Raw genomic sequence first — 19,006 nt, 5'->3', positions numbered from 1 at the left:
GGCCGACGATGTGGAAATCCATACGGTCGGCACCGCGACGAATACGGGCGTCATCAAGGGCGGATCGAAGACGGTGCTCACCGCGACCGATATCCTGAACCGCGGTGGCACGATTTCGAGCAGCGCGACGAACGGCACGACGGTCGTATCGGCCAGCAACGATGTGGTGAACTCGTCGGGGATGATTACCGGCAATCGGGTTGCCGTCAGCGCCGGTCGCGATATCGTCAACACGACGCTGGTCGATGCCGTGGGCGCGACCGGCGCATCGGGCGTAAGCAAGGTCAGTACAAGCTTGATCGGCCGGCAAGGCACGATTGCGGCAATGGGCGACCTGTCGGTTCAGGCCGGTCGCGACCTCGCGCTTCATGGCGCGAATCTGTCGGCTGGCGGCGATGCGCTGGTGACGGCGGGCCGCGATATCAACGTTGATACGGTTCAGTCCGCGACGAACCAATCGATGTATCTGAATGGTCAGCATCATTGGGAAGAATCGAAGACGACGAACGTGACGAGCGGTATCAATGCGGACGGCAATCTGACGCTGCTGAGCGGAAATGATGCAACGTTCAAGGGCGCATCGGTTTCGGCTGGTAAGGATTTGTCAGTTGTTGCACTTGGCAACCTGACGGCAACGACCGTTACGGACGAACACAAACTGAACAACGTTGCGGTCGATGCTCGTGCGCGTAAGGAGGTCGACCACACCTACGACCAGACCGTGATCGGTACGACGTTCTCGGCCGGACACGATGCGTCGCTTGCAGCAGCGAACACCACCGATCCGACGAAGGGTAATGTTGTGCTGACCGGTTCGACCGTCACGTCGGGGACCAACAGCATGACGCCCGGCGGCGTGACGATCAACGCAAGCGGCAATGTCACGATGAACGAGGGTCGCGAAGAGCACGACAGCTACCGCGATGTGCAAACGAGGCGCGGTAGCTTCGTGAGCGGTTCGGCAACGGATTCGATGCAAAACACCCAATCCAATATCGGTGTCGGCAGTACCCTGTCCGGGGACTCCGTTCAGGTGCACGCTGGTAAGGACCTCACCATCCAAGGCAGTAACGTGGTCGGCTCGAATGATGTAAAGCTCGACGCGACGGGTAACGTGAGAATTACGACTTCGCAGAACACGCAGGACGCACAGAGCTATTACGAAAAACGCGATTACGGTTTCCTGTCCGGCCTGAATCCGCTGAACCAACTTGACGGCGGTTTGCAAGGGTATTCAATCGGTGTGCGCAAGACCACCGATGCGCAGCAGGCTACGAGCATAACCAATGTCGGCAGTATGATCGGCTCACTGAATGGCAACCTGTCGATTACGTCCGGTAATGATGTTCATGTGACCGGTAGTACGCTGCATGCCGGCAACGATCTGAAGGTCGGCGGCAAGACTGTGAAGTTTGACACGGCGCAGGATACCGGGACACAAAACGAACAACAGTCGTTCAGCCAAACAGGTATCACCGCCGGTCTGAGCGGCACGATTGTGAACGCCGTGCAAACCGGTATTCAGATGAAAAACGACGCGCGTCACATCAACGGTGATGCTCGTCTTGGCGCACTTGCCGCTGCAACGACGGGACTGGCTGCCAAGAATGCTATCGATGAGGTCGCGAACGTCGGCGGCGTTGGAAATATCGGCGTTAGCGTGTCGCTTGGTACAAGCCATAGCAACAGCAGTACGACGGCATCCCACAACACGGCCGTCGGCAGTACGTTAGAAGCGGGCCACAACATATCGATCACGGCGACCGGCGCAGGCGCGAACAGCAATATCGATGTGCTCGGCAGCACGATTAGCGCCGGCAACGATGCATTACTGAAGGCGGACGGAAAGATCAACCTTCAGGCCGCCCAGAACACGGATAGCCAGCGTAGTACGAACAGCGGATCGAGCGCGGGAATCGGCGTGACCTTCGGTGTCGGGCAGCAAAACGGACTGTCGTTCCAGCTCGGCGTCTCGGGCAATAGAGGCAACGGCAATGGAAGCGACACAACGTACACCAACACGCACGTTACGGCAGGGAACAAACTGACGCTGGATTCTGGCGGTGATACCAATCTGATTGGTGCGGTTGCGTCCGGTAAGCAAGTCGTGGCCGATGTGGGCGGCAACCTGAACGTCCAGAGCCTGCAAAACACGAGTCACTACGATTCCAAGCAACAAAGCGCCGGTGTGTCGATCAGCGTGTGTGTCCCGCCGTTCTGCTATGGCACGTCCAGCGTGTCGGGCAACATCAGTCAGCAGAAAATGAACAGCAACTATGCTGCCGTGGGCGAGCAATCGGGTATCAAGGCGGGCGACGGCGGATATCAAGTCAACGTCAAAGGCAATACCGATCTTAAGGGCGGCGTGATCGCCAGCAGCGACAAAGCCGTCCAAGACGGCGTGAACAGCCTGACAACGGCGACGTTGACGACAAGCGATATCGAGAATCACGCGTCGTACGACGGGTCGCAGATTGGACTTTCGGGTGGATATAGCGGATCGCTTGGAAATCAGGGCGGATCGTCTAGCAATACTGAATCGGGGGCCGGTGCCGATCAGCCGAAGCCGAAAGGTGGTTGGAGCGCTAACCCGCCAATCGCTCTCAGCGCGTCGGGTGATGCAAGTTCAATCACGCGAAGCGGCATCAGTGGCGGAACGCTCAAAATCACCGATAGCGCTGCGCAAAAGCAACTGACGGGCAAGACTGCTGACGAAACGGTAGCAAGCGTCAATCGAGATACGTCAAATACGGGCGGCGCGCTCGCACCTATTTTCGATAAAGACAAGATGCAGGCCGGTTTTGATATCACTAGCCAATTCGTCAATCAAGCCGGAACGTTTATATCGAATCGCGCATACGAAGCGGATAAAGCAGCAGCTGCTGCAAAAGATCCGTCGCTGTCGCCGGAGCAACGTGCGGCGGCACAGCAAACGGCAGACCAGTTGAACGCCGATTGGGGGCCGAATGGCACGTATCGTCAAGTGTTGACCGCACTGTCGATCGCCGCTGGTGGCAACGTTACGGGCGGCGTCACTCGGTTCGCGCAAAACGCCACGGTAGCGTACCTGCAAGAATTGGGAACGAATGGCGTCAAGCAGATTGCCGACTACTTGGACAAAGACAACACGCCGGCCGGAGAAACGGCACGCGCAGCCCTGCATGCTATCGTCGGCTGTGCCGGTGCGGCGGCGAGTAGTCAGAGCTGCGGTGCCGGTTCGATGGGCGCAGCAGCCAGTTCTGTTCTTGGTTCGCTGATGGCGCCAACCGACCAGATGACTGCGAGCGAACGTAACCAACGCGAGAATCTGGTGACGAGTCTAGTTGCTGGCGTCGCCGCCCTGTCAGGGCAGAATGCCGCAACGGCCACGGGCGCGGCACAGATCGAAGTCGAGAATAATCAACTGGCCCCTCAGGTGATCGGCCGAACTGTGACCGGGTCGTCGTATGTTCCCAAGGGTATGCGCGGCTATACCGGTGAACAGCGAACCAAGGATGACGCCGCTATCGTTGACCCGACGACGGACCTTGGTTCTGCCACGCCGGATGGTAAATTGTCTAGTCCGGAGGGGTTGGCGAAAACGCTTCACGACTTGACGACGGCCATCCTGCCGGATCAGTGGGCGCCTCTGGCCGATCTTGTTACGTCGGTGCTGACAGCTCAGCTTCATCACATCTGTACGGACAAAAACTGCGTCAGCACATCGAACGGTGGCCCGTGGACGCCGCGTTTTCAGCAGCTGTTTGACGGCGCGGATATGTCGCTCCAAGATCAGGCAAACAAGGTGCTGGTGGACAATCACGTTGGACCGCATCCTCAGGCATATCATGATGCCGTTTACAATCGGCTAACGGACTCGGTGTTTGGCCTGCAACCGAAAACACCGGAATATGCAAATGCATTGCGAAATGAGTTAAATGCGATTGGGAATGAAATCAAGACGCCCGGAACACCACTCAACAAATTGGTGACAAAGAAATGAAGCCGCAATTTTTCGAGATTGGGTTGAACGACGACGATTCGACGCGTTGGTATCTGGGGCAGCCAGCGACGCCGGAAGGTGAGGTGCTACCGGGCACTTTTTGCAAAGGACAGTCTTGGCTCGACCCTCGCCCGCTCACGGTTAAAGTCCGTCAAGTTGGTGAGCCGGCGAACTTCAATCACAGTGGGTTTGCGGAGTATATTGTAAGCGCGGAGATAATGAGCCATCTCCGGGAAATATTAGACCCAACTACTATTCAGGGAATTCCTATTTTCATCGATGGGTGCCCTGAGAAATATGAAGTGCTGAACGTTCTTGATATTGTCGATTGCGTAGACGAAGAGAACTCTTATTTCACGCGATGGACTATTGAAGATGGTCGTCCGGAGCGGGTTGGTGACTACAGAATATCGCTGCTTCGTATTGATCCGGCGCGCGCAAAAGGGCATCATTTATTTCGCGTTAAAGGCTGGAATATTGCACTCATTTGTTCGGAGATGGTTAAGGAATGCCTTGAGCAATTCGGGGTAACAGGTATTCGCTTTAAGCCTGTCGTGCATGATCAATAATGGGCCTTTGTAGCCGATGATAATTACAAAACGACTGGCGGCGCTGCCGCTCACAGCCTTCGTGTCGCTCGGGGTACACGCGCAGCAGGCCCCCACGCCTGCCGACCAAGCCGCCGCTGCACGCGCGAACGCGGAACAGGATCGACAAGCGCAGCAGCAACGCGACGCGCAACAGCGTGACGCGGCGTTGCGCGCCCCTTCCGTGCTCTCAGAAGTGCCGCGCGCGGAAACGTATCCGCCGCTGCCGACCGAACAGCCGTGTTTCCGTATCGATCGCTTCGCGCTCGATGTACCTGATTCGTTACCCGACGCCGCGAAATCAGCAGGCGCATCCGCTCTGCCGATGGATCGCTTCGCCTTCGCGCGCGAATGGCTCGTGCACTACGCTGGTCAGTGTGTCGGCAAGCAAGGCATCGATACGATCGTTAAAGGCTTGTCTCGGGAAATCTTGGCACGCGGCTACATCACGACGCGCGTACTGCTGCCGGAACAGGACTTGACGACCGGTACGCTGAAACTTGCTTTGATTCCCGGCGTCATCCGACACGTGCGCTTTTCCGACGAGAAATTGCGCGGCACGTGGAAAACCGCGTTCCCGACCGGTGACGGCGAAGTGCTGAACCTGCGCGACCTCGAGCAAGGTCTGGAGCAAATGAAGCGCGTCAGCAGTCAGGACGTGTCGATGCAAATCGTCCCCGCTGACTTACCGGGCGAAAGCGATGTAGTACTGGACGTAAAGCGCAGCAAGCCGTGGACAGTCGTCGCATCGATCGACAATTCGGGCACACGCGCGACAGGCAAACTTCAGGGCAATCTGTCGATCGGCATCGATAACCCGCTCGGCTTGAACGACGTGTTCAACGTCGGCGTCAGTCAAGACCTCGAACTTGGCGACAAGCGTCTCGGCTCGCACGGCTGGAACGGCTTCTATTCGATTCCGTGGGGCTACTGGACCGCCACGATTGCCGCGTACACGAACACCTACTATCAGCAAATCGCCGGCGTGAACCAGACGTTCGTCGCAAGCGGCAATTCAAAGACGCTGGATTTCAAGCTGTCCCGCGTGCTGCTGCGCAGTCAGAACGACGTGTTCGGCGGGTACCTCCGCCTGTCGCGCCGCTTCGGCGAAAGCTTCATCGAAGACACGGAAATCACGCAGCAGCGCCGCAACAACACGGTGATCGAACTCGGCCTGACCGACCGTCACTACTTCGACGGTGCGCAGTTCGACGGCACGCTCGCCTATCGTCAGGGCGTCGGCGGACTCGGCGCGCAGGACGACATACTCGCGGCGGGTGGCGGCCCGACCTACCGCTACAGAATGGCGGTGCTGGATGCGAATCTGTCGGTGCCGTTCGCGATTGCAAAGCAGCCGTTCCGTTACGTGACGAGCGTTCATGGTCAATACACGGGCAATACGCTGTATTACATCGATGACTTGACCATCGGCAGCCGATATACGGTGCGAGGCTTCGACGGCGAAACGATGTTGGCGGCGGCGCGTGGACTCTACTGGCGCAACGAGCTGCAAATGCCGATCGGCCAAACGGGTCAGGCGATCTACGCCGGGCTGGACTACGGTCGTGTATGGGGACCGCAGCCAGTCGCACTCGTTGGTACGCAGCTTGCAGGTGCAGTGCTCGGCGTCAAGGGTAGTATCAGCACGCGCTTCGGCGCATACGGGTACGACTTGTTCGCCGGCACACCGGTCTACAAGCCGTCCGGCTTCCCAACCGCACGCGTCACGGTGGGATTTCAACTCACGTCGCAATTCTAAGATCGCCGTATGGGGAATCCGTCACTCATCCGAAACGCACTATCGGTATTTGGCCTTTGCGTCTTCTTCGCGGGCTGCGCATCGCACAACGCGCAGGGCGTTGCCTACGATCCGGCCAACGACGCACGCATTCGCGTCTACTTCGGCACCGATACCCATTTTTACTTCAACACATCGTGCGAACCGAAGAAACACGCTCTTAGTTTCGCGAATCGCGGCATGTGGGTCGCAAAGCCACGTATGCTGAATCTCGCCAACACGACAATCGGCATGCCGGTCCCGGAGGATGCCTACCGCTACTACGACGAATACGTGACCAAGGCCAACGAGCCATTGACGATTACGCTCGATACCGGTGGAACTTCGCAGAACGGAGGCGTAGTGTTCTCGACGCCACGCGAACATGCTGCTGGCTCGTTCGTGCCGCAAGCAGGCAAAGACTACGAAGCCTTTGCCGTTCGTTCTTCCGGCTATCTTCGGTTGAACGTTCGCAGGCTTATTGTCACTGGTGATCATGTCGGAACCGAACCTGTCACGGTGCGTGCCGCTCGGGAATGTACCGATATTGTCGAGAGTCCTGCTGGATGATCAACCGGCGAACGGGCAAGTGATAGTGAGCCAAGGTTGGTCTCGTCTCGATTCCCCGCCGGGGGTCTAGACGCAAGTCCGGCCATGTGAAAGCGATCCGGCGATATCATTCGGCCCCGGCAACAGCGCGAAAAGCGCTGTAACCCTTAGTTTTGTCTGGTGCCGAATCCGGGACTCGAACCCCGGCCCGGCGGTTCCGATGCCGCACCGCCCGGCCGCCATGGGCAGCCGCTACCGCGCCTGCGCTGCCCTTTCCACGGCCGCGACCCGCGCAGTCTTCCCCGCCTGCGCAAGCGCCTCCCGAATCGCCGCCTCCGTCTTCTCGTACTGCCCCTCACCAAAGCGCGTATAAACGACCCGCCCGTTCGCATCGACCAGATACAACGCCGGCCAATACCGATTCCCATACGCATTCCACGTGTCATACCGATTGTCCTGCGCAACCGGATACCGAATCCCGAACCGCCCGAGCGCATCCGCGACGTTGCGCGCATCCCGCTCGAACGGATACTCGGGCGTATGCACGCCGATCACGACCAGCCCCTGGTCGCGATACTTCCGATACCACTCGTTGACATACGGAATCGTATGAATGCAGTTGATGCACGAATACGTCCAGAAATCGACCAGCACGACCTTGCCGCGCAGCTCGCTCAGCTTCAGCGGCGCGCTGTTGTGCCAGCGCTCGATGCCGGCTAGTTCGGGGGCCTGAGCGCCGGCTTCGACCATCGGCGGGACGGTTTCGCCGCGCGTGTCGGCGAAGGCGGCCAGCGCGGCGGTGGCGGCGACGGCGGTGATGACGACGGCAGTCTTGAGGCGGGTGAACATGGGCGTTCTCCGGGTTCGGGGTTTCGACAGACCGTATTGAGCCGCCCGCACGTATCCGGCATGTGTGCGCCGGAGCACCTGTTTGCAATGTCGTGTGTCTGCGTCCGCGCCGGATACATTGGGATACAAACCGGTGCGCGAGGTGCGGTATAAAGCAGCATCGCCCGGGCGCGCCGCCCGCGCTCCACCCCTTTCGGCGGCACACGCCGCGCGTATGATGGCCTCCATGGAAAAGACCGACCACGTGCTGATCGTCGACGACGATCGCGGCATCCGGGAACTGATCGCCGACTATCTCGAGAAGCAGGGCATGCGCGTGTCGCTGGCCGCGAACGGCCGCGAGATGCGGGCCGTGCTCGACAGCGGCGCGCCGGACCTGATCGTGCTCGACCTGATGCTGCCCGGCGAGGACGGCCTCGTGCTGTGCCGCGAGCTGCGCGTCGGCAAGTTCCGCGCGGTGCCGGTGCTGATGCTCACCGCGCGCGGCGACGAGACCGACCGCATCGTCGGCCTCGAGATGGGCGCCGACGACTATCTCGCGAAGCCGTTCGCGGTGCGCGAGCTGTTCGCGCGGATCCGCTCGGTGCTGCGCCGCACACGCATGCTGCCGCCCGGCATGCAGGTGACGGAGACGGCCACGCTGCTCGCGTTCGGCGAATGGCGGCTCGACACGACCGGGCGCCACCTGCTCGATGCCGACGGCACGCTGGTCGCGCTGAGCGGCGCCGAATACCGGCTGCTGCGCGTATTCCTCGACCATCCGCAGCGCGTGCTGACGCGCGACCAGCTCCTCAACCTCACGCAGGGCCGGCAGTCCGACCCGTTCGACCGCTCGATCGACCTGCTGGTGAGCCGCCTGCGCCAGCGCCTGCGCGACGGCGCGCGCGAACCGCGCTACATCAAGACGCTGCGCAACGAGGGCTATGTGTTCTCGTCGGCCGTGACCGCCGTCGAAGGCACGCCATGATGCCGCGCATGAGCTGGCAGTGGCCGCGCACGCTGTTCGCGCGGCTCGCGCTGATCCTGTGCGTGGGCCTCGCGCTCGCGCAGACGCTGTCGTTCTGGCTCACGGTGACGGAGCGCGACCAGGCCACCACCAACCTGATGATGGGCTACATCGAGCGCGAGGTTGCAAGCTCGGTCGCGCTGCTCGACCATCTGCCGCCCGCCGAGCGCGCCGAGTGGCTGCCGCGGCTCGCGCGGCGCAGCTACCAGTTCATCCTCGGGCCGGGCGAGACGGGCACGCCGCCGCAGGCGCGGCTGTCGGCGCGCGTCGAGCGCTCGATCTCGGACGGCATCGGCGGCGCGTACCCGCTCACCGCGAACGCGATGCCCGGCGACCGCGAGCACCTGCAGGTGCATCTGCGCCTGACCGACGGCTCGCCGCTGACGATCGACATCCATCCGATGTCCACGGTGCCGCTGTCGGGCTGGCTGCCGCTCGTGCTCGTGCTGCAGCTCGCGGTGCTCGCCGCGTGCTGCTGGCTCGCGGTGCGGCTCGCGACGCGGCCGCTGAAGCAGCTCGCGCAGGCCGCCGATGCGCTCGGCCCCGACCTGAAGGGCGCGCGCCTGAGCGAAGGCGGCCCGTCGGAAGTCGCCCGCGCGGCGCGCGCGTTCAACGCGATGCAGGACCGCATCGCGCAGTACATGGCGGAGCGCATGCAGATCCTCGCGTCGATCTCGCACGACCTGCAGACGCCGATCACGCGGATGCGGCTGCGCGTCGACGTGATGGACGACGACACGCAGGGCGCGAAGCTGCGCCAGGACCTGATCGAGATGGAGCATCTCGTGAAGGAGGGCGTCGCCTATGCGAAGACGCTGCACGGCACCGAGGAGGCCGCGCGCCGCACCGATCTCGATGCGATGCTCGACAGCATCGTGTGCGACTACGCGGATGCGGGGCAGGCCGTGACGCTCGCGCATCGCGCGCCGCTCGCGCTCGTCACGCGGCCGAAGGCGCTGCGCCGCATCGTCGGCAACCTGGTCGACAACGCGCTGAAGTTCTCGGGCGCGGCCGAGATCGAGGTGGCGCCCGCGCCGGACGGCGGCGCGGTGATCGCGGTGCTGGACCGCGGCCCCGGCATTCCGGACGACCAGCTCGACGCGGTGTTCGAACCGTTCCGGCGCATCGAGACGTCGCGCAACCGCGACACGGGCGGCACCGGGCTCGGCCTCGCGATCGCGCGGCAGCTCGCGCTCGCGATGGGCGGCGCGCTGACGCTCGCGAACCGGCCGGAAGGCGGGCTCGAGGCGCGATTGACGCTGCGCAATCTCGATCGCTGATTGCGACGCACGACCCGCTCAAACGCGTTGCAGATGTTCGTCGACGAGCGGCGCAATCGCGGCCGCATGAACGGCGGCGAGGTCGTGCCGCCCGCCCGGCACGACGTGCAGCCGCGCGTCGGGCAGCCGTTCGAGCAGGCGTTTGCCGGCCGCGACCGGGCTGATCGGATCCGCGTCGCCCCACAGCAGCAGCGCCGGTTGCGCGACCCGGCCCAGTTCGCCCGACAGATCGGCGCTGAACGACACGAACCAGTCCGGAAGATGCGGATTCGCGCTGACGAAGTCGGCCCGCCAGTCCTGCGCGCCGAGCCCCTGCATGTCGAGCCCGCCGGACGTGACCGTCAGCACCAGGTGCGTGACCTGTTCGGGCCGCTCGAGCGCCGCGCGCAGCGCGATCACGCCGCCCATCGATTGCGCGATCACGGCCGTGGGCCGGTCGAGGTGGCGCAGCACGCGCCGCACGAGGCCGTCGAAGTCGCGCACGTCGGGATCGTCCGGTTCGCCGCCGAAGCCCGGATAGGCGACCACGCGCCGCTCGGCGGGGTGGGTCAAATGATCGATCAGCGGCTGCCAGAACGCGGTGCTGCCCGAGGCGCCCGGCAGGAAAAGCAGTTGTGATGGAACCGGCATGTCGGTTGGATTCCCCTTGATGGATGTGGTGGCGATGGCGCGGGTAAGGCCGTTCCGTTCAGCACCGCCCGCTGCGCAGCGCGACGGACCAGTCGTCGCGCCCGAGCGCGGCGGCGGTGGCCGCCGCCGTCTGCCAGTCGTATTCGATCGCATGGAACTCGACGGCCCAGCCGGACGCCGTGCGCGACGCCATCGCATAGCGCGCGTGCGGCGAGCCCGTCTCGATCCTGTGCGGGAACGGCAGGTCGTCCGCATACGCCTGCAGGCCGACGCTGCCCGGATTGACGATCAGGCGGCCGTCGTCGAGCGCGAGCGCGCGCGGCACGTGCGTGTGGCCGCACAGGATCAGCGACGCCGCCGTGTCGCCGGCACGCTGCTTCGCTTCGTCGTGCGTCGCCGCACGGCAGCCGTCCGCGGTGACGGTCTCCAGAAAGTATTCGAGGTCGCTGGCCGGCGTGCCGTGCACCAGCAGCACGTCGTCGCCCAGCGTGAGACGGGTGGGCAGGCTCGCGAGCCACGCGAGCTGATCGGCGCGCAGCGTGTCGTGCGCGTGCCGGTCGGACAGCCCCATTGCGCCGCGCAGGCCTGCGAGCACCTGCCGTTCGTGATTGCCCCGGATGGTGGGCAGGCCGAGCGGCATCAGGCGGTCCGCGGTTTCGCGCGGGTGGAGCGCGCCGGACAGGATGTCGCCGAGATTGACGATCACGTCGGCGCCGCGGCGGCGGATGTCGTCCAGGACGGCGTCGAGGGCGGCCAGGTTGCCGTGGATGTCGGAGAGCGCGGCTATTTTCATGGGCGGGGAGCGGGGGGCGGAGAGGCGATTGTCGCGAATTCGCGGGATGCGCGCATCAGTCCGTCGACAGCCGCGCATACAGCTGGAAATTGCCGGGCGTGCCGCGCACCATCCGGTACGCGCGCAGCAGCCCTTCGTAGCGATAGCGGCACTTTTGCAGCACGCGGGCCGACGCCGCGTTGGTGTCGAGCACGGCGCCCTGGAGGCGCACGAAACCGTATTCGGCGAACGCCCATTCGGTGACGGCGGCGCAGGCCGCGCTCGCGATGCCGCGCCCCCAGTGCGACGGCGCGAGGTCGTAGGCGATTTCCGCGGAGCGGTTCACGCTGGAAACGGTATGCAGCCCGATCGTCCCGACCAGTGCGCCGCCGGCGTTGTCGTCGACGATCGCGAGCCGCCGGATCGAATCGGCGGCCGTCGACTCGATTCCGTCGAACAGCGGCAGCAGGCCGTCGCGCGAGCGCAGGTTCCAGCTCGTGTGCAGGACGACGTCCGGGTTCGACAGATAGGCATGCCACGCGTCCAGGTCGGCGCGTTCGAGCTGGCGAAGCGACAGGCCCGGATAGCCGGGCCGGGGCGGAGCATCGATTCTCATCGTCGGATCTCGCGAGGGGCATTGGATTGCGCAGCGGCGCGTCGGCGAACTATCTCACTTTTGGAAAAAGAGTGTTTAGGGGCATCGGCTTACTCGAGGAACCGGTTCCAACTACCATGAACGCCCCGCAGCGGGGGCATCCCCGCCGCGCGACGTCTCGCGCGTTCACCAAGCGCGCGGGGGGCGCCGCGCCGCAACCCGGCGGCCGGCCATTTCAACTCGCAACAAGCCAGCTAGGGCCTGTTCACGCTAATAACGGGCTTGCGCTGGCCCCAGAAGGGCCGATCGCAAGGAATGCGACCAAGCGAATACGCGACGTATTCGCGAGGCGCATGACGCAGCGATCGGCCCTTCTGGGGGCCAGCCCCACAAATGACTTTTTCAAATCAGGGGAACGTGCCTTTCCGCCCGCATTGCCGCGTCGTTCGTCGTTGCAATAGCGACGGCTATTGCGCCTCCTCTCTGCTTGCCCTGCGGGCGCAAAGGCACGTTCGCAAGCCCGTTATTAGCGTGAGCAGGCCCTGGAACAACGGGTCAAACGCCCGGAGACGCCAAAACCATGAACAAGCAACTGATCGCAGCGCCGCTGCTGCTTTCGCTCGCCGGCATCGCGTCCGCGCAGAGCGCCGTCACGCTGTACGGCATCGTCGATGCGGGCATCACCTATCGCAGCAACGAGCGCGTCGGCACCCCGGGCGCGTACACGGGGCATTCGAACGTCGGGCTCACGTCCGGCAACCTGTCCGGCAGCCGCTGGGGCATCAAGGGCACCGAGGATCTCGGCGGCGGCCTGCGTGCGCTGTTCGTCCTCGAAAACGGCTTCGACATCGCCAACGGCACGTCCGGCCAGGGCGGCCGCCAGTTCGGCCGGCAGGCGTTCGTCGGCGTCGGCAGCGATCGCTACGGCACGGTCACGCTCGGCCGCCAGTACACGTCGCTCGACGACTTCGTGAGCCCGGTCGGGCCGTCTTCGTTCATCGGCGGGTTTGGCGCGCACCCGGGCGACATCGACGATCTCGACCAGACCGCGCGCGTCGACGGCTCGATCAAGTACACGAGCGCGAACTACGCGGGCTTCACGTTCGGCGCGCTGTACGGCTTCGGCGGCCAGCCGGGCAGCATGAAGCAGCGCAATACGTGGAGCGTCGGCGCGGCATATGCGGCGGGCCCGCTGCGCGTGGGCGTCGGCTACGAGCGCTCGGACAACAGCAAGACCGGCCCGGCCGACAAGACGGCCGGCAAGTGGCAGGGCAGCGACGACGGCCTGTTCAATTCGTCGATCAACGAGGGCTACGCGAGCGCGCAGTCGCAGCAGATCATCGCGACGGGCGCGACGCTCGACTTCGGCGCGGCGCTCGTCGGCGTGAACTACAGCAACGTGCAGTACCGCGCCGGCGACCAGTCGCGCTTCTCCGGCCACGCGACCTTCAACGTCGCGGGCATCTTCGCGCGCTGGAAGGTGCGCACGCAGACGCAACTGTTCGCCGGCTACAGCTACATGCGCGGCAGCGACGTCGACGGCATCGACGATCGCGCGCAGTACCACAACGTCACGCTCGGCGCGGTCTACGACCTGTCGAAGCGCACCAGCGTGTATCTGCTCGGCGCGTACCAGCATGCGTCCGGCATGACGCTCGACGCGCTCGGCCGTCCGGTCGCGGCAACCGCGTCGGTGTCGGACAAGGCGAACAGCCATTCGTCCGATACGCGCTCGCAGACGATCGTCAGCGTCGGCCTGCGCCAGCGGTTCTGACGGAAGGCGGCGGCCGGCATGTCGCCCCTATGCCTGGGCGTCTTTCCAGGGAGGCCACATGACGCGAATGCGTGCTCCCGGGAGGCACGGCCGATCCGCCTCCCGTTCCCCTGCGATTTCATTCCCCCGCGCATTCCGGAATTGACTATAAATATCCGAATATTAATTTTTGCTTGCATTCGAATTTCATTCTGTAATGATTAAATGAATTTCCGGTGATTTCAGGAAAAGCGCGTCAATGCGAAAAAATGACGCGCAATTTCTTGAACAAACCGGAAGAAAGTGCCGAAAGCGCGTCGCCGCCGGCCGAACGGGCGAAGGCGCGCCGCGAATGCGTAACAAAACTGGCGCGGCCGAATGCGCGTGATGAACAATGCATCACGCCGCCGGTGCGTCATTCAATGCAATCACCAATGTTTCATGTCCGGCGATTTACATTGTCCGGGGACGACCGTCAGGAGCGGATTATTCATGTTCAAGAAATTGATTCGCGCGGCATGGCTCGGTGCATGGATCGCAATGCTGGCGCCGGCCGCCCATGCGCAATATTCGACCGACTGGATTGCGAACACGTTCGGCACGATCGCCGCGCACGTCGGCAACGGCGCGCGATCGATGTGGGTCGCGCCGGAAGGTGTGGTCTACACGGCATCCCGCTGGGACGAGAACGCGGGCGGCGTCGCGATGTACCAGAACGGCCAGGGCATCGGCACGATCGGCCTGCACGACGAGTTCCACGGCGGCGCGATCACCGGCAACGCATCGTCGATCTTCGTCGCGCTCGGCTACAACCGCACGTTCGGCAGCGGCTCGGTGGGGCGCTACAACCGCTCGACGAACACCCGCGACCTGCGGATTCCGGTCAGCGTGTGGACGGGCGTCCAGTACGCCGACGTGATCACCGGGCTCGCGACGGCCGGCACGCTGCTGTACGTCAGCGATTTCTACGGCAATCGCGTGCGGGTGTTCACGACCGACGGCGTCTGGCAGCGCGACATCGGCGTAACGGGCCCCGGCGCGCTCGCGCTCGATGCGGCCGGCAACCTGTGGGTCGCGCGGATGAGCGCGGGCGTGGTCGTGCAGTACAGCCCGGCCGGCGCGCTGCTGAACACGATCCAGATGCCGGCCGGCGCGCGGCCGTCCGCGCTGTATTTCGACGCGTCGACCGGGCTGCTGATGGTGGGGGACCAGGGTCCCGACATGAACATCAAGCACTACAGCATCGTCGGCATTCCGGCGCAGGTCGGCTCGTTCGGCGTGCTGGGCGGCTATCTCGACACCACGTCGGGGATCAAGGGGCAGGTGGGCGACAAGCGCTTCACGCGCGTCGTGGGCATCGGCAAGGACGCGGCCGGCAACCTGTACGTGCTCAACAACGCGTGGGGCGGCGGCTGGGATCTCGGGCGCAACGGCAGCACCGATCTGCATGCGTACAGCCCGGCCGGCGCGCTGCAATGGAAGCTGCAGGCGCTCAACTTCGAAGGCATCGGCGCGCCGGACCCGGTGACGGACGGCGCGTACTTCTACAGCGGCAACAACATCTACACCGGCACCGCGGGCGGCACGTTCGTCGCGAACACGATCGATCCGTTCACCTACAAGAACGATCCGCGCCTCGACATCAAGGACTACCAGCGCGGCCAGTTTTTCGGGCAGCTCGTGGCGGTGGGCGGCAACCGGATCCTCGTGGCGTCCGGGCAGAACCCCGGCAACTTCAACTTCTACTACTTCAACGCGGCAAACGGCTACATCGCGATTCCGGCCGGCATGCTGCCGGGCAAGCCGTTCCGGACCACCCTGCAGGTCACGGCGGGCTTCTGCATCGACGGCAACGGCGACGTGTGGGCCGGCCTGAACGGCACGAACGCGATCACCCGCTACCCGATGACCGGCTTCGACGCGACCGGCAAGCCGTCATGGGGCCTGGCCACGACGACGCCGGTGCCGGCCACCGTCGCGCCCACCACGCGCATCGTCTACCAGTCGGACAGCGACACGATGATCCTCGCGCAGGGCCTCGCCGGGAACTGGGACTGGACCGCGATGAACGGGCACATCGAGGTCTATCACGGCTGGAAGGCCGGCAATACGACCGCGCCGAACCCGGTGATCGACCTGACCAGCGCGAACCCGAAATCGATCGCGGCAGCCGGCCGCTACCTGTTCGTCGGGTACGTGCACACGGTGCCGAATATCGACGTGTTCGACCTGAACACCGGCAGCCTCGTCACCACGCTGACGAATTCGAACCCGGCTGCGATGGACGTCGGCAACGACGTGGACTCGATGTACGGGATCCGCGCGTACCTGCGCTCGACCGGCGAGTACGTGATCACGAAGGACAACTACAACGGGTCCAGCATCGTCGTGTACCGCTGGCGGCCGTGACCGAGGCGGCGCGCTCGGCTCAGCGCGCGCCGGCTGCGCCGGGCGCGCCGAGCACGCGCCCGTTCACGGTCAGGCCGTACATCGAGTCGGGCGTGTCGTGGAACTGCGCGCGCGTCGCGGCCACCGATCCGGTGAAGCGCGGGTCCTGCGGGCGTTCGTGGCTGTCCATGAACGTCGCGACGTCCCACGCTTGCTGGTCGGTCAGCGTGCCGCCGAGCCCGAGCGGCATGTTGGCCTTGATGAAGCCGGCCGCGTTGCGGATGTCGCTCATCCCCGCGCCCCAGTTGAACGAGCGCGCCCCCCAGAGCGGCGGGAACACCGGCTTGCCGCCGCTCGACTGGCCCTGCCCGTCAGCGCCGTGACACAGTGCGCAGTGCTGCGCGTAGACCGCGCTGCCGCGCGCGTAGTCGGCCTTCAGCGCGGGCGGCGGCAGCTTCGGGAAGCCCTGGCCCGGCAGCTTCTCGCCGATCGGCGCGCCTTTCGCGAGCCAGTACGCGTAGGTTTCGAGCGCCACCAGGATCGGGTCGCCGTTCGGCGGCGCCTTGCCGTTCATGCTGTAGCGGAAGCAGCCCTGCAGGCGCTCGGCGAACGTGTTCACGTGGCCGTTCTTGATGCGGTACGCCGGATATAGCGGATACGCGCCCCACATCGGGCTCGAATCGGGCCGGCGGCCCGCGTCGAGATGGCAGCTCGCGCAGGTCAGCCGGTTGCCGACGTACTTGCCGGCGAATTCGGGCGTATGCAGGAAGATCTGCTCGCCGAGCTTCACCGTCTTGCCGAAGTCGCCGCCGGGCATCGCCGATTCGGCGGGCGGCGTGAAGCGTTTCGCGGGGGCGGCGGCGTCGGTCGCGGAAGCGGCGGCGGGTGCGGGCGCGGCCGGCGCATCGGCGGCGAACCCCGAACCGCTTGCCGTCCACAGCAGCGCGGCGAGCGTGCCGCGCACCCACCCGGACAGGAATCGATCGATCATGGCGTGCTCCGTTGCGTGGCGGCGATGGCCGGCGTGGCGCCGGTGCGGGCGTAGTAGGCGGCCACCGCGTCGATGTCCGCGTCGGACAGCTTGCCGGCGATGTGCGGCATCAGCGCCATCGGCCCGGGCGGACGGGTGCCTTGCTGCCACGCATGCAACTGGCCCGCGAGATAGGCGGCCGGCTGCCCGGCCAGCGGCGGAAACGCGGCGCCCACGCCGATGCCGCCGGGGCCGTGGCACTGCGCGCACGCGGGCAGGCCGTCGGTCCAGCGTCCGCGTGTCGCGAGCCATGCGCCGGTGTCGGACGGCGCGATCGGCGCATCGTCGCCCGCCGCGATGCCGGGCGGCGCGGGCAGCGCCGCGAAATACGCGGCTACCGCGTTGCGCTCGGGCGCCGACAGCAGCTTCGCGAGCGGCTGCATGACCGGGTTCTGGCGGCTGCCGTCCGCGAACGCGGCGAGCTGCGCCGACAGATAGGCGGCCGGCACGCCGGCAAGACGCGGAAAGCCGGCCGCCGCGATGCCTTCGCCATGCGCGCCGTGGCAGCCGATGCACGCGGCCGCGCCCGTCGCGCTGCCTTGCGTCGCGATGGTCTTGCCGAGCGCCGCGTCGGCCGCGTGCGCGCCGGGCGCGGCCGACAGCAGGCCGGCGGCGGCCAGCCACGCGGCGGCCGCGCGGCGGCGCGGCTTCACGATCGAATCGTTCAAGTCTCCTCCGGTGTGGGGATGCGTTCTATTTGTTGCTATGGGTGCGTCTGTTCAGCCTGCGTGTTCGTGTCGGCACCTGCATCGGCATCGTAGCGCCCGAAGCCGTAGCGCTGGAAGATCCGGAACGCATCCGGCGAGCGCAGGAACGCAAGCCACTGGCGCGCCGCTTCCGGATGCGGCGCATCCTTCACCAGTGCGCCCGCGTAGATCTCGGTGGCGTTCTGCGCGGCCGGAATGTCGACGTGGCCCAGCGGATGCCCGGCCTGCTCGTGGAACATCGCCTCGGAGCGCCACAGCACGCCGGCGTCGGCGCGCCCCTGCATCAGGAACAGCGCCGTCTCGCGATGATGGATGCGGGTCAGCTCGGTCGTGCCGGCCCGCACCTTGTCGTCGTAGACGGCGCGCGCGAGCCCGTCGCCGCCTGCCTTGACGAGCGACGCCCGGATCTGCCGCGCGACGCCCTCGAATTCGGGGTTGGGCATCGCGAGCCGCAGGCCCGGTTTCGCGAGATCGTTCAGCGATGCAATGCGTGCCGGGTTGCCCGCGCGCACCATGATCGTCAGCTGGTTGGTCACGTACGGCACCGCGGGGCCCGTGAGCGTGCCGTCCGCGATCAGTTCGTTGACCTTCGACAGGCCCGCGAAATACGCGTCGGGCTTGACCGTCCACGTCATGTTGCCGACGGTGATCGTGCCGCCGGCCTTGATCTGCGTGACGAGCAGGCCGGGCGGGATCGTCTCCCAGAAGATCTTGCCGCGAAACTCGGGGTGGTCCTGCTCGAACTGCGCGACGAGCGGCGCCATCGCGAAGAAGTAGTTGCCGCCGACGAACAGCACCAGCTTCGGGGCGCTCAGGTCGCCGTGGAAATCGGCGAGCACGTCGACCTGCGGCACCGTGAATTCGAGGCCGCGATGCAGCGCGTCGTTGTTGCGGCCGTGCTGCCACGGCGGGAACACGGTGGCGGCGGAGGCGGAGGCGGAGGCGGCGGCGGCGGCGGGCGCGGCGAACGCGGCCGGTGCGCCCGATGCGGCAACGACCGCAACGGCGGCGCACAGCGCGCCCGCCAGCGCGGCCCGCAGGATGCGGCGTGCCCGGCTCGACGTGACCGGTGCGTGAGGGGATGTCGTCGTGTGCGTCATC

15 protein-coding genes are annotated in these 19,006 nt (G+C 65.0%); 8 read left to right on the top strand and 7 right to left on the bottom strand.

Going from position 1 to position 19,006, the window contains the following annotated elements; all coding sequences use genetic code 11:
• From HWY45_RS35115 to HWY45_RS35100, 4 genes are all read left to right on the top strand, one after another.
• The coding region (locus tag HWY45_RS35115) for a hemagglutinin repeat-containing protein (RefSeq protein ID WP_176118444.1) at positions 1-3,982 on the top strand (3,982 nt) is incomplete at its 5' end.
• Positions 3,979-4,551, top strand: coding sequence for an imm11 family protein (locus tag HWY45_RS35110; RefSeq protein WP_124483521.1), 573 nt, complete (start codon positions 3,979-3,981; stop codon positions 4,549-4,551). The genes HWY45_RS35115 and HWY45_RS35110, both read left to right, overlap by 4 nt.
• 16 nt (positions 4,552-4,567) lie before the next feature.
• Entirely contained in the window at positions 4,568-6,328 is a 1,761-nt protein-coding gene (locus tag HWY45_RS35105) for a ShlB/FhaC/HecB family hemolysin secretion/activation protein (protein WP_060046187.1), read from the top strand.
• Between the two features lie 9 nt (positions 6,329-6,337).
• Positions 6,338-6,916, top strand: a complete 579-nt coding sequence (locus HWY45_RS35100; RefSeq protein ID WP_081072247.1) for a hypothetical protein — start codon at positions 6,338-6,340, stop codon at positions 6,914-6,916.
• Positions 6,917-7,147: 231 nt separating this feature from the next.
• Here HWY45_RS35100 and HWY45_RS35095 read toward each other — a convergent pair whose 3' ends face one another.
• Positions 7,148-7,744 carry a thioredoxin family protein gene (locus HWY45_RS35095; RefSeq protein ID WP_059885839.1) on the bottom strand — a complete coding sequence of 199 codons (597 nt, stop codon included), beginning with the start codon at positions 7,742-7,744 and terminating at the stop codon, positions 7,148-7,150.
• A gap of 226 nt (positions 7,745-7,970) precedes the next feature.
• Here HWY45_RS35095 and HWY45_RS35090 point away from each other — a divergent pair, with 226 nt between their 5' ends.
• Positions 7,971-8,711: a response regulator gene (locus HWY45_RS35090; protein ID WP_059563158.1), complete on the top strand. Its 741-nt coding sequence runs from the start codon at positions 7,971-7,973 to the stop codon at positions 8,709-8,711.
• Positions 8,711-10,030: an ATP-binding protein gene (locus tag HWY45_RS35085; RefSeq protein ID WP_375782258.1), complete on the top strand. Its 1,320-nt coding sequence runs from the start codon at positions 8,711-8,713 to the stop codon at positions 10,028-10,030. Before HWY45_RS35090 ends, HWY45_RS35085 begins: the two co-directional genes overlap by 1 nt.
• Before the next feature lie 18 nt (positions 10,031-10,048).
• Here HWY45_RS35085 and HWY45_RS35080 read toward each other — a convergent pair whose 3' ends face one another.
• From HWY45_RS35080 to HWY45_RS35070, 3 genes are read right to left on the bottom strand one after another with little or no spacing between them, the layout of a single operon-like run.
• Positions 10,049-10,660 carry an alpha/beta fold hydrolase gene (locus HWY45_RS35080; protein WP_059803738.1) on the bottom strand — a complete coding sequence of 204 codons (612 nt, stop codon included), beginning with the start codon at positions 10,658-10,660 and terminating at the stop codon, positions 10,049-10,051.
• Between the two features lie 58 nt (positions 10,661-10,718).
• Positions 10,719-11,453, bottom strand: a complete 735-nt coding sequence (locus HWY45_RS35075; protein WP_059885843.1) for a metallophosphoesterase family protein — start codon at positions 11,451-11,453, stop codon at positions 10,719-10,721.
• A gap of 55 nt (positions 11,454-11,508) precedes the next feature.
• Positions 11,509-12,048, bottom strand: a complete 540-nt coding sequence (locus HWY45_RS35070; protein ID WP_059885845.1) for a GNAT family N-acetyltransferase — start codon at positions 12,046-12,048, stop codon at positions 11,509-11,511.
• 559 nt (positions 12,049-12,607) lie between these two features.
• Here HWY45_RS35070 and HWY45_RS35065 point away from each other — a divergent pair.
• Together HWY45_RS35065 and HWY45_RS35060 are read left to right on the top strand one after the other, a co-directional pair.
• Positions 12,608-13,801, top strand: a complete 1,194-nt coding sequence (locus HWY45_RS35065; protein ID WP_059885847.1) for a porin — start codon at positions 12,608-12,610, stop codon at positions 13,799-13,801.
• Between the two features lie 471 nt (positions 13,802-14,272).
• Positions 14,273-16,189, top strand: a complete 1,917-nt coding sequence (locus HWY45_RS35060; RefSeq protein ID WP_059885849.1) for an SMP-30/gluconolactonase/LRE family protein — start codon at positions 14,273-14,275, stop codon at positions 16,187-16,189.
• A gap of 19 nt (positions 16,190-16,208) precedes the next feature.
• On the opposite strand, the gene HWY45_RS35055 is transcribed toward HWY45_RS35060, so the two are convergent.
• Genes HWY45_RS35055 through HWY45_RS35045 form a run of 3 tightly spaced genes read right to left on the bottom strand, consistent with a single transcriptional unit; the run spans position 16,209 to position 19,005 of the window.
• Complete coding sequence (locus HWY45_RS35055; protein ID WP_059885851.1) at positions 16,209-17,159, bottom strand: c-type cytochrome; 951 nt, start codon at positions 17,157-17,159, stop codon at positions 16,209-16,211.
• Positions 17,156-17,866, bottom strand: a complete 711-nt coding sequence (locus HWY45_RS35050; protein WP_059885853.1) for a c-type cytochrome — start codon at positions 17,864-17,866, stop codon at positions 17,156-17,158. Before HWY45_RS35050 ends, HWY45_RS35055 begins: the two co-directional genes overlap by 4 nt.
• Positions 17,867-17,901: 35 nt before the next feature.
• Entirely contained in the window at positions 17,902-19,005 is a 1,104-nt protein-coding gene (locus HWY45_RS35045; protein ID WP_059885855.1) for a molybdate ABC transporter substrate-binding protein, read from the bottom strand.
• Position 19,006 lies beyond the last annotated feature (1 nt).

Source organism: Burkholderia stagnalis (assembly GCF_902830275.1).
GTDB lineage: Bacteria > Pseudomonadota > Gammaproteobacteria > Burkholderiales > Burkholderiaceae > Burkholderia > Burkholderia stagnalis.
The sequence above is the reverse complement of the archived record's forward strand: the minus strand, read 5'-3'. Positions and strand labels throughout refer to the sequence as shown.

What these genes read in the sequence shown, in the direction of transcription:
- HWY45_RS35110 (WP_124483521.1), top strand. Translation starts at nt 3,979, where the DNA reads ATGAAGCCGCAATTTTTCGAGATTGGGTTGAACGACGACGATTCGACG.
- HWY45_RS35105 (WP_060046187.1), top strand. Translation starts at nt 4,568, where the DNA reads ATGATAATTACAAAACGACTGGCGGCGCTGCCGCTCACAGCCTTCGTG.
- HWY45_RS35100 (WP_081072247.1), top strand. Translation starts at nt 6,338, where the DNA reads ATGGGGAATCCGTCACTCATCCGAAACGCACTATCGGTATTTGGCCTT.
- HWY45_RS35095 (WP_059885839.1), bottom strand. Translation starts at nt 7,744, where the DNA reads ATGTTCACCCGCCTCAAGACTGCCGTCGTCATCACCGCCGTCGCCGCC.
- HWY45_RS35090 (WP_059563158.1), top strand. Translation starts at nt 7,971, where the DNA reads ATGGAAAAGACCGACCACGTGCTGATCGTCGACGACGATCGCGGCATC.
- HWY45_RS35085 (WP_375782258.1), top strand. Translation starts at nt 8,711, where the DNA reads ATGCCGCGCATGAGCTGGCAGTGGCCGCGCACGCTGTTCGCGCGGCTC.
- HWY45_RS35080 (WP_059803738.1), bottom strand. Translation starts at nt 10,660, where the DNA reads ATGCCGGTTCCATCACAACTGCTTTTCCTGCCGGGCGCCTCGGGCAGC.
- HWY45_RS35075 (WP_059885843.1), bottom strand. Translation starts at nt 11,453, where the DNA reads ATGAAAATAGCCGCGCTCTCCGACATCCACGGCAACCTGGCCGCCCTC.
- HWY45_RS35070 (WP_059885845.1), bottom strand. Translation starts at nt 12,048, where the DNA reads ATGAGAATCGATGCTCCGCCCCGGCCCGGCTATCCGGGCCTGTCGCTT.
- HWY45_RS35065 (WP_059885847.1), top strand. Translation starts at nt 12,608, where the DNA reads ATGAACAAGCAACTGATCGCAGCGCCGCTGCTGCTTTCGCTCGCCGGC.
- HWY45_RS35060 (WP_059885849.1), top strand. Translation starts at nt 14,273, where the DNA reads ATGTTCAAGAAATTGATTCGCGCGGCATGGCTCGGTGCATGGATCGCA.
- HWY45_RS35055 (WP_059885851.1), bottom strand. Translation starts at nt 17,159, where the DNA reads ATGATCGATCGATTCCTGTCCGGGTGGGTGCGCGGCACGCTCGCCGCG.
- HWY45_RS35045 (WP_059885855.1), bottom strand. Translation starts at nt 19,005, where the DNA reads ATGACGCACACGACGACATCCCCTCACGCACCGGTCACGTCGAGCCGG.